Below are 12,815 nucleotides of genomic sequence, written 5' to 3'. Positions count from 1 at the left end.
TTTATTATTTATTATCGTTGGTTTATTGGGGAAAATGCTCGCATATTTAAACGCAACAAACCATACACATAAACGTTAGCACCAATTAGAACAAACCTATGAACAACATTACAACTGAACAGAATAATCCTAATCTAATTGAACTATTAAAAGCTCAAAGAATGGCTTACAGTCAATGTAAAAGATTTCAGTTTTTTGATGTAATTAGTATTTTAATAGCAATTTTATTTCCTTTAATCGCCTTAATGAAACCGGAATCTCAAAATGCTATAAATGCTTTTGGTGTTTTATGGACTATTGCATACTTATTAACCGAATTATATCGAAAAAGTAAAACAACACAAGGAGCAACAATACAAGAACAATTTGACACAGAATTATTCGGATTAAATTGGAATAAAGTACTATGTAAAAGCAAAATTAATATTGATACAATCCAAGAATTGTCTTCCAAATACAAAAATAATGATTTACAAAATTGGTATTCAATAGAAATTGACAATTCTTTACCAAAAGAAATAGCGATTATCCTTTGCCAAAGAATTAACTTTTCTTGGGAAATCAATCAACGCAAAAAATTTGTTAGATTTCTTGCCATTATTACGGTTTTGTATTATCTGATTTATATAATTATTGGATTTACAAAAAACATAGGTTTCTTTGATTTACTAATCCTTCTTTCACCTTCTATTCCTTTCTTGGTTTTCAGTGTACAAAATATTTTATCATTGAAGAGTCATATAACTTCTAAAAACGAAACTTTAAGCTACATTGATTCTGAATTAGATAACTATAAAACTTCAAGAACAATAACCAGTTTAGAACAGTTAAGACAAATACAAGACACTATTTTTACAGAAAGAACTGTAACCGAAAAAGTTCCTGATTGGTTTTATAGACTAAATAAATCAACCAATGAAAAATTCATTGATAACCTAATTATTAAAATTCAGAATAATTTTTAAATATGTCAGTTTTAACACATCTTCAAAGCACAATTAATGCAGTCAAAATTGCTGAATGGGAAAGAAATTCTATAGATACTTCTATAAATACATTATCTCGAAAGCTTGGAAATTATTTCAATAATTTGAATTCAAAATTTGTTTTTGGTTCATATGATAGACGAACAATTTTACGTCGAAGTAAAGACCCAAATTCAGATGTTGATTATATGGTAGTTTTTAATGACGGTGCGAATTATCAACCACAAACTTTAATGACAAGGTTGCTAACTTTTGCTAATGCTAATTACTCTCGAAATGAAATAAAACAATCTTCGCCAACTATAGTAATAGAATTAAGTTCAATTAAATTTGAATTAGTACCTGCATATGAAAGTTGGGGAAATTATTACATACCAGCACCAGCAAGTTCTTACACGAATTGGATTTCATCAAATCCAACAGGTATGAAAACCGAATTAAACAATAAACACAACCAAAACAATTATCTTATTAGAGATTTAATTCAACTTTTAAAGTATTGGAACGTAAAAAATGGTAAAGTATATTCTTCCTATGAAATAGAAAGATATGTTTTAGATAAATGGTTCTATTCTTGTACAAATTTGAAAGATTATTTTTATTCTGCGGTTGAGGGATTATCCACATATGGAAAATCAATATATAATACTTCGAAAATAACTCGTTTAAAAGGTATTATCGCACAAGCAAAAATTTACGAACAAAAAGGAATGAATTATTATGCTGAAATAGAAATACAAAAAGAAATATAACTGGTGCTAACACCGTATATAATTTATTGCTGGCTTATCGCTTACTTACGAAAGTCCTCGCGGACTTTCTTGGTCAGTAATTATTTACTAAATTAGTTGCTTAAAACACGCAACAAACCATATACAAAAACGTTAGCAAAAACTGGGTTGAATCGCCACAGAAAGGCATAAGTTCTTTTAAATAAGACTTTTGCTTCAAAGTTTTACGAAAAAAAATAGTTATTAAATATCTTGAGATAGAAAAAAGAAAAATGAGCATAAACAATAAGAACATCGACAAAAAGAAAAAAATAATTGAACACAATTTAAAAATAAGAAAAACGAAGGCTAATCGAAAAAGAAAACTCCAAGTTGCATTAATAATAATTATGACTTTAACCGCTTTATATTTATTCGATATTTTATAATTGAAGGAAAAGTTAAAGTTGAAAAAACTCTAACATTTAGCAAGTTTTCGGAATTGTAAAACGTTGAATTTACTCAAACTCTAAAAAAGCAAAAGAGCGAATTCTTACTCGAAATCTGAATTTTAAAGTCGAGAAAAAATTATAAAAAGAAAATAGAAATTACGGAAAAATAAGTAAAAAAATTAAACACGCATTTGCTAACACCGTGTAAAAAAAATTGCTTAATTTTAGCTTAACCAAAGTCAGTTCCATTTTTGCAAACAACAATTTTCCTGCGGAAAATAGCCGTTCACAAAAATCGCAACTTTCCATAACACAACAACGTTAGCATTCATAGACCAAAAATCACGTACTTAAAACAATAAATCATGAATTTTTACGCATTTAAATATGAAAAAAAGATTGACTTCCAATCAATAGAATTTCATGATTCAGAATATGTTCAAACTATAAAAAAAAATAATACTTATTTTTTTTTACACCAAAAGCTTTATGGTCATAATTATCCAGATGATTGGTCTGATCAAGAAACAAAAGAAACAAAAAGAGGAGTTGTTAATGGACTTGAACAATTAAAGGAACAAATATTTATTTTAATAAACATTGAAGAACAACATATATACTCAAGCTTAGATAGTTCAAAAAAGACAAATAAATTAATTGAAGAATTACTTCAAGTAGAATTTAAAATATATCATCGTTTAGTTGAAATAGATGAATTTGAATCAAAAATTTCAAAATTAACTGGAATAGTAATAAAACCTCAATCTTTACAACAAAAAACACTATTTACTAAAGACTTGCTGAATTTTGATAACCAAATTATTGATTTGTCAGAAGCTGAAGATTTTAAATTAGATATAAATTATGATTTAAAAACGAGTAAGAGAAAAGTTGTTAAAATGTACGAAAAATTAGTTGATGAATATAATGTTGGTGAAGTAACTTTTAAAGGAAGTAATGATGATAATTTATTTCAATTTAATAATCATTCAATCATTCAAAAAATACCTGTAAAATTATCAAAAAATGGAGAAGGTAATATATTTGACTATAAAGAAGTATATGAACTTTTAACAAATCAATTATAAATGAAAGTCAAGAATTTAACAAAAACATGTTTGATTTATTGGAGAAAATACAGAAGCTTTTTAATAGCAATTACTGTAATGATTTTATATGCCATAATTGATTTTAATTATTCAATAATTTCAAAGGATTTATACTCAACAAGCATTAATTGCTTATCAATACTCTTTGGGTTTAATATGGTTGTAGTAACTCACTACTTCTCTAATTCTAATTTTAATAATTTCTTAAAAAAAATAAATTCATTTAATTCATTTAAAAACAAGTATAAAAGCATAATTAAAATTCTAGTAATAAGTTTAATTGTTGTTTATATAATTTCAATTTTTGCAGAAATTAAATATTGTTTTTTTGAAATTATTACATTTAAACAAATTTCAAGTTACGCAGTAATATTTTTTAGTATTTATAATTTAATAAAAGCATATGACATTGTAGTTGAGTTTTTTAATGTATATGGAACAACTTATTCAAATACAATAGGAAATATTAACAACGAATAAACTACGAAATGCTAACACCGTATATAATTTATTGCTAGCTTCTCGCTTACTTACGAAAGTCCTCGCGGACTTTCTTGGTTGGTAATTATTTACTAAATTAGTTGCTTGAAACACGCAACAAACCATATACAACAACGTTGTAGGTAATGTAAAAAAATCAACAACAGTAATAACATATAATTTAATCTTAATGGATATTTTTTCAACCTTTCTTACCTCTGATGATAATTCTAACTTTAACATGCATGATTTTACAAGTTTAATTCAGATTGATAGGAATGAAAATAATATTACATGTGAATACATCTGTGAGATAAAAAAAGAAAGAAAAAAAACATTAGTTGATATTGATATCTTAAATAACATTACTGTTATATATCCTATTAATACAATCGAAAATTCAACATATTATTTAAAATCTAAATACAATATTACAAAATTAGTTTTTGAAGGGTATGAAATTGATATTCAAAAAACAGATTCTCATGATGACGCTATTTATGGACTTCCAAAAGGTTTTACTAAAACGTTAAAATTTGGACTTGGTTTTGAAAAAAAATATAAAATAATTTTATCAATTTTAAGTCAACATTTACAAAAATGTGAAAAAGTAACTTTCTCAACGATACAAAAAAGTAATATCAAAAACAACGAAATTATAATAAGTGATGATGATTACGACAAAATCCGCAGGGGAATTGATAGAAATCATGATTTATTTAACAAAGAGAGTTATTTAGCAAAGGAATCTTTTATACATAATACTCTTTTACATTCTATTAGCCCTGATAAATACCCTGAATTAAAAAGAGAACCCAGAAAAGATATTATATATAAAATTTTAAGAAACACCAACTTTAACAAAATATCAAAAAACGACAAACAAAGTATTTCTGAATTAAAATACAATACTGATTTAAGTTATTTATCTATTTTGGCATCAGAATTTGAAGAAATATTAACAAACAATCATGTTGAATCAAGATACCAAAAGTTTTTTGAGGAGAACCCTTTATTATTAACTATGATTTCAGGTTCGCCATATATTCAATTTAATAATCAAGCATATATAGGTGGTAAATCTTTTGATAATTCAGAAGGTCAATATCCTGATTTCTTACACAAACATAAAATAACAAATAATACATTTATTATTGAAATTAAAAGGCCTGGAGCGTCATTATTAGCAAAAAAACCTTATCGAGGGAAGGGTGTTTTTTCAGCATCAAAAGATTTATCAGGTTCAATATCTCAAATTTTAACTCAAAAATATCAATTAGAAACTGATATAGCGTCTTTAATTAAGAATTCGGATGACAGAAATGTTGAGGCATATAATGTGCAAGGAATAGTAATCATTGGAAAACTATCAAACCTTGAAGAAAAAAAAATGAAACGATCTTTTGAATTATTTAGAAATAATCAGAAAAATATAAAAATCATCACATATGATGAATGTTTAGAACAGTTAAATTTTTTGATTAACATACTTGAAGAAAATAATATAATTTTAAGTGAAGATGATAATTTGTGATAAAACACTACCTACAACACCGTGTATAATTAATTGCTGGTTTTAGCATATTTACGAAAGTCCTTTGGGACTTTCTTGGTTAGTGTTTTATTTACTAAATTAGTCGCTTAAAACACGCAACTAATCATACACAACAACGTTAGCTGTAATATTCCACGAAACTCAAAAAAAACACGAATAATTTTGAAAAACAATCTTCCTAAAAAATGTTATTGGTGTGGGAAAAGTTTAACTAAAGAATCAACTAAAAGAGAACACGTTCCACCTTTTAGTTTTTTCCCGAAAGGTTATCGAGAAAACTTAATGACAATTCCGTCTTGTGAAGAACACAACAATAACTTTTCTCAATTAGATGAAAAGTTTCAATTTTTAATTAAATCATTTCGGACTAATTATGTTGCTGAAAATGATTTACTTGACAGAGTAATCAGAGGATTAAGGAGAAAAGAAAAAGAAAACTTTGTTAAGGAATTAGAACAAAAAACAAAATTCGGAGAAATTAACGGAAAACCTCATTTGTTTCTTGAATTAAATAAAAACGAACCTGAATTATTTATAGAAAAGATTATTAGAGGAATTTACTTTTATCATAAAGAAAAACCTGCAAAAGGAATTATACAAAGCTTTTCAAAAAGATTTATAAATGAAAATGTTGACGTATTTGCAAGTATCGATTTCTTAAAAAAAGATTTGAACCCACAAATTCTGACAATTGGAGATTATAATAATCCACAAGTGTTTAAATATCAATATTTAGATAGTTTTGGAGTATTTGCAATTTTTATGCAATTCTACGAAGAAGCTGAATTTATAGGTTGGGTTTTTCCAGAAAACTTTACATTTGATTAAAAAAAATACTACAGCTAACACCGTGTATAATTAATTGCTGGTTTTAGCTCACTTGGGAAATTCCTTCGGAATTTCGCCGTTCGTGCTTTATTTAGTAAATTCACTGCTTAAAACACGCAACTAATCATACACAACAACGTTAGGCACAATAAAAAAAAATGACCGAAAAAGTAAGAAAAATTTATTCAGCAATCCAACAAATTCCTGAAAATGAATTGACCCAAACTGTTATTAAACCAACATTAGAAAAGTTAGGTTTTCTAAAGGTTGAATTTTATGGAGGAACAGATGAAGAAGGAAAAGATTTATTGTGTTGGAAAAAAGACCCACTTGGAGAAATAGTTTTAATAGTTGCTCAGGTAAAACACTTTAAATTCACGAATAAAGCTTCTGGAGGAAAGAGTTTTCAAAATGTAGTCAATCAGCTCACCATGAGTTTACAAAAAAGAGTTCAATACTCTGACAAATCTTCTCATATCCCAGAACAAGTTTACTTAATATCATCTAAAGAAATAGATTCTAAAAACATAAAAGGTAGATTTTCTGATTACCCAGACATTAATCAAAATAGAATTAAAATAATTGATGGTTATAGATTGTCAGAATTAATCCTAAAAAATTGTCCTGAAATTGCAAGTAAATTAATAAATGAAGATATTGATTTGACTTACTACTCCTCAGAAAATTTAACAAATGATATTTTATTAAAAGCTTTAGGTTTTAACAAAAAATTAAATTTAAAATCAATCTACACAGATATAGATTTTTCATTAGGTAAGCACACTACAAAATTGTTCTTTAATCTAGAATTTAAAGGTAAAATTGAAAAATTTAATTTAGATAAAAAAGAGTGGGGTAATTTTCAAGTTGACTTTGGAAAACTAAGTAGACAGGAAATTGATATTATTCTAAATGAAAATATTGAAGACGTTAAAGCAGCTTATAACGAAGAGTATATACAGTTTAAAAAATGGGAAGATGCAAATCAAAAACTCAAAATTAAATTAAGCAAAGAAGAAGACGTTTTTAAAAAGGCGGTTAAAAAAAATGAAAGAAACTGGAATTATTATCGAAAAGCACGAAATGTTCATAATAATCTATTAAAAAAACAAATCAAAGAAAAATCCAAAAACAAAGCTCTTTCAGAACAAATAAAAAGAGAACAGTCTGAAATCAAAGAACTAGAGAAAAAGTTATCAGACGTTTTATCTATTGAAAAAGAAATTGAAAAAATTTCACAAAACATTGAAAAACATTCTCTAAAAAAAATAGTGCCTAAATATTATTTTTCAATAAATGGAAATAAAATTGAAGCACTTTTAGAAGAAGATAAAAAATTTATAAAAACTGAAATTTCAAAGTTCAATTCTAAAGCTCCGTCCAAAAATGAATTGAAATTGTATCTGCAAAAATGTGATATAATATTCAAACGAAGTTTTATACTCCTTGGCAACGTACATATTTTACAATCCTTAGGTATAATCAAGAAAGTTGTATTTCGAAAATCTTTGGATTCTACAAGATTTAAGTTACCTATAAACAAAATTTTTGACACTAATTTAAATCTCGTATTATTAGGAGAAGCTGGTGCAGGAAAAACTACAAGTTTACAGATGTACGCTATAAATAATAAAGAGAATGAAGAACGAATAATTTTGTGGGCACCATTAATTAGATTAGTTCAAAAATGGTCTTTAAACAGTAAGAAAATAGATTTAAGCACAAAAATAGAATCATTAGATTTAGCCATATGTGAATACTTACAATCAAAAAATATAAATTTAATTAATAACGAAATATTAGATATTTTCAACAGAAAAAAAGTCGTTGTTTTATTTGATGGATTAGATGAATCAATAAAATCTAACGAATGGTTACCTGAAGCCATAAACTATTTGGCTAAAAAATACGCAAATTCATTACAAATTATTGTCACCTCAAGGATGACTGGCGAATACGTAGAAAAGTTAGATTTTTTAACTGTAACTTTATTGCCATTCACTCAAACACAAAGAAATCAATTTATAAATAATTGGTTTGAAGATGATAATAGCGATGCAAAAGAAAAGGTTATTCTTCATTTTAAGAAAAATAAATCCATCGATGAAACTACAAGAAATCCTCTTTTGACAACAACTTTATGTGTTCTAGCAAAACACGATTTACCTTTGCCAAATACAGAAATTAAACTTTATGATAATCGCTTAAAACTATTAGCTGGTTATTATGATAATGTAAAGAACATCCCTTCAAGAATTTCAACCACTCCACATAATCTTGAATATCTATCAAAGAAGATAGCTTATTATTTACATTCCAAATTTATTAGAGAACTTGAATATTCTAAACTAGAAGAATTCGCAATCAATTGTTTGTCCAGAACTTTATCACCAGAAATGTCAAAAAAAGCTTTAAAAGAGCTAATTGACCCTTGTAATATACTAGTTCCAATGACAGATACTGGTAAATATGGTTTTGGCCATTTAAGATACCAAGAACATTTAGCGGCTTCAGAATTATTGACAAGCAGAAGTGTTAATATTCCATATTTAATGACTCAAGTTTGGTGGAAAGAATCACTTTTATTCTTTTCTCAAATGAGTGATAGTTTAATTTGGTTAGCAAAAGATGTTGGGCATTTCATAAGTGACGAAAACTTTAAGAAAACATTCAATGAACTAATCGAATTGAGACCTGAAAAAGAAAAGGAAGAAATTAATCTTCAAGTAAAAGAATTTGTTGAAAATTTTGATTTAGTCTATAACGAAAATAATAATTTATAATAAAGAAAATTACTGTGCCTAACACCGTATATAATTTATTGCTCGCTTCTCGCCTACTTACGAAAGTCCTCGCGGACTTTCTTGGTCGGTAATTATTTACTAAATTAGTTGCTTAAACCACGCAACAAACCATATACAACAACGTTGGCATTCATTAAAAACAGCACTTAAAATTGACAGAATTAGATTATATTATTAAGCAGATTTCCAAAACGAACAAAAAGAATTTTGAAAATTATGTAATTACTCGAATTTGGCACGGAATTAATCAAAGTGATATAAAATTTACAACTCAACAATATGTAAATCGACCAAATGGACACGCATTAACTGATATGTATTTTCCACAATTTAACTTACATATTGAAATTGACGAACCGTTTCATAACAAACAAAAAGAACTTGACATAAATCGTGAAACTGATATAATCGAAGCTACTAATCATAAAATTGAAAGAGTCAAAATAACTAATGATATTAATTTCATTAATGAACAAGTTGACAAAATAATTGAGAATGTAAAAAATTCACGATTAGCTAAAATTAAAAACGATACATTCAAACCTTGGGATTTAGAAAAAGAATTTAATCCAAACTTTCACAGAGAAAAAGGTTATTTGGATATTGAAGAAAATCCAGCATTTAGAACAATTTTAGATGCAAGTAATTGTTTGGGACAAAACTATAAAGGTGTTCAACGAGCTTGGTTTAAAAGTAAAGTTTATGAAAATCATAATTTATGGTTTCCGAAGTTTTACGAAAATGCAGATTGGGATAACAAAATGGTTGAAGACGGAAAGACTATAATAGAAAAATGTAAAATAGAAGGCAGAAAAGACACTCATTATTACGATTTAATAAATAGTCCAATAAAAAGAATTGTCTTTCCACGAAGTATTGATAATTTAGGTTTCATTTTATACAAGTTCAAAGGAATATTTGTAACCGACAAAGAAAGGTCAAGTCCTGAAAATGGAATGGTTTATAAACGAATTGATACTCGATTTGAAATGAAAAAATAACGAAATGCCAACACCGTATATAATTTATTGCTGGCTTCTCGCCTACTTACGAAAGTCCTCGCGGACTTTCTTGGTCGGTAATTATTTACTAAATTAGTTGCTTGAAACACGCAACAAACCATATACAAACACGTTAGGCACAATTAAAAACCAAATCCTGAATGACAATAATAAAGGCTACAAATACAAAAACCGACAAACTAAAATGGTTGATTTATATTGTACTCGGAATTGGTCTTTTAACCTACATTATTAAATATTCTGAATGGCATTTTATTTCTAAATTTATTTTTTCATTTCCATTAGTTATAAATCTATTATTCGATATTTATTATCTAAAAAACATAAAACCCGCTATTACGAATATTGAATTTTCTGAATCACTATTAATTATAAATAGAGAAAATATAAAAAGCAGGAAAATTAAATTATCGAATTTAAAATACTCTATTAAAAAGTGGAAATTTGACAAACATAAAACCGAGATTGAACTAAAAGAGAAAAAAGGTTTACTATTTAAAACGTCTGAAAGATTACACATAAAAAACTGGGAGGAAATATTTAAAATTGAAAAAGAACTTGAAAAGAATAAAGTTCCAAGAGTTGAATGGAAACCAAAAACTATTTGGAGAAAATATTGGGGAATTTTCTTAGATTTATTTTCTATGACAGTTACAGATGGAGATTTAGGAATGATGGAATATCAAGAAAATTTAATAGCAGAAAATACTGAAAATCCTATTGAAAAAAAATAAAAGTGCCTAACACCGTGTATTAAAAATTGCTATATTTAGCCTAACCAAAAGTAGTAGCATTTTTGTGAACAACAATTTTCCTTCGGAAAATAGCCGTTCACTTAAAACGCAACTTTAAATACACAACAACGTTGTGTAAAATTTAAAACAGAACTAAAGAAGAAGAAAAACTTTAATGAATTTAAAAAAACTACTAGAAAAAGGATACTTCCCAAAAGAACTTCCTCCTCCATTTGAAACAAAAATATTTGCTGAAAAACATCAAATTATTAGTAATCGGTGGGAGAAAATAATTAAGGAGGAAAAAAAACAAAAAAGAGGGGAAACTAAACCAAAAGCAAAAAAAAGATATATAGAAAAATATGGGAAATATACTAGTTCACAATTGGCTATCTTTAGTATATCAAAAGGAATTTATTCAAGAAGAAAACTTGCATTACCTAATCCTAAACAATATTTAGACCTTTCAAAGGCAATCATTGAGAATTGGAGTTTATTAAGGAAAACATATAAACTAAGTCCATATTCAGAAAGCACACCAATTGAATCAGGTGCGAAGAGAGCCGTCAGAACAAAGAGTAATTCATGGAGCAATTTTAAATTTGAAATAATTGAAAAATCTTTCGATAAAAAAATAGAATTAAGATTAGATATTTCTCAATTTTATCCTACAATATATACTCACTCAATTCCTTGGGCAATACTTGGTAAGGAAAAAGCTAAAAAATTATTTAAAATATCTGCAACTGATAAAGTAAGATGGGACAAACTTTTAGAACAAAACAATAAAGAAGCTAAAGCATATAAATCTGCTGATTTTATTGATAACCTCGTTAGAAATTGTAATGACCGACAAAGTATAGGTTTATCTATTGGCCCAGATACATCATTTATTTTGGCTGAAATTATTGGAAATAGAATTGATTTTGAAATTAATAAAAGATTAAGTTTAATTAATCATTCTGGAACGAGATATTATGATGATTATTATTTATATTTTAACACAAGAAATGATGCTGAAAATGCTTTAAAAATAATTCAACAAGTTCTTTATGAATTTCAATTAGAAACAAATGAAAGTAAAGTAAGTATTAATAATCTCCCATTTCAATATATTGAATTATGGTCTGACCATTTTGACAGATATAATTTTGTTCATTCTGACAAATTTGAATTAAGAAATTTCTTTAATCTCTTACACCAAACAATTAATTCTAATCAGAAAAATTCATCTTGGATAATTCATTATGCTTTAAAAAGGTTCAAAATTGGAGAAATAACTATTAAAGAAAAAGAATGGGAAATATTTCTCTCCTTTTTACTTCAAACACTAATAATTAATACCAGTGTAATAGATTTAATATTTGAAATTATTTTAACATATGAAGTTTATCTAGATAATAAATCTAAAGTTAAAATTAAAAATGTATTAACAACAATAATTCAAGAGCATATAATTCTTAACCACTCTTTCGAAGTCTCTTGGTGTTTATGGGTATTTATTTCATTTAAAATTAAATGTGATAAAGAAATTTTAGAATTAATATTAGAAAGTAAGGATTCTATTTCTAAAATATTATGCTTAGATTTAATTAATAAGAATTTATACAGTGGAAGAAAACCACAATTGAAATTAATTAAAGAGCAGTTTAAAACTTCTAGTACTACTGGTGAAAATTGGTTGTTAATTTATGAAACAATAAAAAAGAATTGGTTGGAGTTTGAGGATAATGAAATTATATTAGATAATGAATTTTTAAATATTTTAATAGATTTTGACATTTCATTCTATAACTCTGATAATCAAATAAGACCAAAAATGAAACTAGAAAAAGGAATAAATTTAGAGGACTTACCCGGGTTTGACGATTTACCTGGTTTTGAATTTAGTATGATTCCTACTGAGCGTGACGAAGACGAAGAAGAAGATGATGATGATGATCGTTACTAAAAAACTTTACACAACACCGTATATAATTTATTGCTGGCTTCTCGCCTACTTACGAAAGTCCTCGCGGACTTTCTTGGTTGGTAATTATTTACTAAATTAGTTGCTTTAAACACGCAACAAACCATATACAACAACGTTGGCAGTAATTAAAATGAAACTTTATCTAATAATTGAATTAATAAAT

Annotated in this window: 9 protein-coding genes; all 9 read left to right on the top strand. The window is 26.5% G+C overall.

Features of this window, described 5'->3' with window-relative positions:
- Positions 1 to 98 precede the first annotated feature (98 nt).
- Positions 99 to 965, top strand: a complete 867-nt coding sequence (locus GQS58_RS16535) for an S-4TM family putative pore-forming effector (RefSeq protein ID WP_166387949.1) — start codon at positions 99 to 101, stop codon at positions 963 to 965.
- Positions 966 to 967: 2 nt separating this feature from the next.
- The gene (locus tag GQS58_RS16530; protein WP_166387947.1) at positions 968 to 1,738 is read left to right on the top strand and encodes a nucleotidyltransferase; all 771 of its coding nucleotides are present in this window, start codon (positions 968 to 970) and stop codon (positions 1,736 to 1,738) included.
- A 775-nt stretch (positions 1,739 to 2,513) separates the two neighbouring features.
- On the top strand, positions 2,514 to 3,236 hold the full coding sequence (locus GQS58_RS16525; RefSeq protein ID WP_166387945.1) for a hypothetical protein: 723 nt from the start codon (positions 2,514 to 2,516) through the stop codon (positions 3,234 to 3,236).
- A 691-nt stretch (positions 3,237 to 3,927) separates the two neighbouring features.
- Entirely contained in the window at positions 3,928 to 5,271 is a 1,344-nt protein-coding gene (locus tag GQS58_RS16520; protein ID WP_166387943.1) for a Shedu immune nuclease family protein, read from the top strand.
- A gap of 183 nt (positions 5,272 to 5,454) precedes the next feature.
- Entirely contained in the window at positions 5,455 to 6,120 is a 666-nt protein-coding gene (locus GQS58_RS16515; protein ID WP_166387942.1) for an HNH endonuclease, read from the top strand.
- A 158-nt stretch (positions 6,121 to 6,278) separates the two neighbouring features.
- The gene (locus GQS58_RS16510; RefSeq protein WP_166387940.1) at positions 6,279 to 8,903 is read left to right on the top strand and encodes an NACHT domain-containing protein; all 2,625 of its coding nucleotides are present in this window, start codon (positions 6,279 to 6,281) and stop codon (positions 8,901 to 8,903) included.
- Between the two features lie 173 nt (positions 8,904 to 9,076).
- Entirely contained in the window at positions 9,077 to 9,925 is an 849-nt protein-coding gene (locus GQS58_RS16505) for an AbaSI family restriction endonuclease (RefSeq protein WP_166387938.1), read from the top strand.
- A gap of 161 nt (positions 9,926 to 10,086) precedes the next feature.
- Positions 10,087 to 10,680 carry a hypothetical protein gene (locus tag GQS58_RS16500; protein WP_166387936.1) on the top strand — a complete coding sequence of 198 codons (594 nt, stop codon included), beginning with the start codon at positions 10,087 to 10,089 and terminating at the stop codon, positions 10,678 to 10,680.
- 175 nt (positions 10,681 to 10,855) lie between these two features.
- Positions 10,856 to 12,631, top strand: coding sequence for an RNA-directed DNA polymerase (locus GQS58_RS16495; RefSeq protein ID WP_166387934.1), 1,776 nt, complete (start codon positions 10,856 to 10,858; stop codon positions 12,629 to 12,631).
- Positions 12,632 to 12,815 lie beyond the last annotated feature (184 nt).

It is taken from the genome of Polaribacter sp. 11A2H (genome assembly GCF_011379025.1).
GTDB lineage: Bacteria > Bacteroidota > Bacteroidia > Flavobacteriales > Flavobacteriaceae > Polaribacter.
The sequence above is the reverse complement of the archived record's forward strand: the minus strand, read 5'-3'. Positions and strand labels throughout refer to the sequence as shown.

Bases quoted from the DNA above. Each gene is read 5' to 3' on its own strand.
- GQS58_RS16535 (WP_166387949.1), top strand. From the start codon at position 99: ATGAACAACATTACAACTGAACAGAATAATCCTAATCTAATTGAACTA.
- GQS58_RS16530 (WP_166387947.1), top strand. From the start codon at position 968: ATGTCAGTTTTAACACATCTTCAAAGCACAATTAATGCAGTCAAAATT.
- GQS58_RS16525 (WP_166387945.1), top strand. From the start codon at position 2,514: ATGAATTTTTACGCATTTAAATATGAAAAAAAGATTGACTTCCAATCA.
- GQS58_RS16520 (WP_166387943.1), top strand. From the start codon at position 3,928: ATGGATATTTTTTCAACCTTTCTTACCTCTGATGATAATTCTAACTTT.
- GQS58_RS16510 (WP_166387940.1), top strand. From the start codon at position 6,279: ATGACCGAAAAAGTAAGAAAAATTTATTCAGCAATCCAACAAATTCCT.
- GQS58_RS16500 (WP_166387936.1), top strand. From the start codon at position 10,087: ATGACAATAATAAAGGCTACAAATACAAAAACCGACAAACTAAAATGG.
- GQS58_RS16495 (WP_166387934.1), top strand. From the start codon at position 10,856: ATGAATTTAAAAAAACTACTAGAAAAAGGATACTTCCCAAAAGAACTT.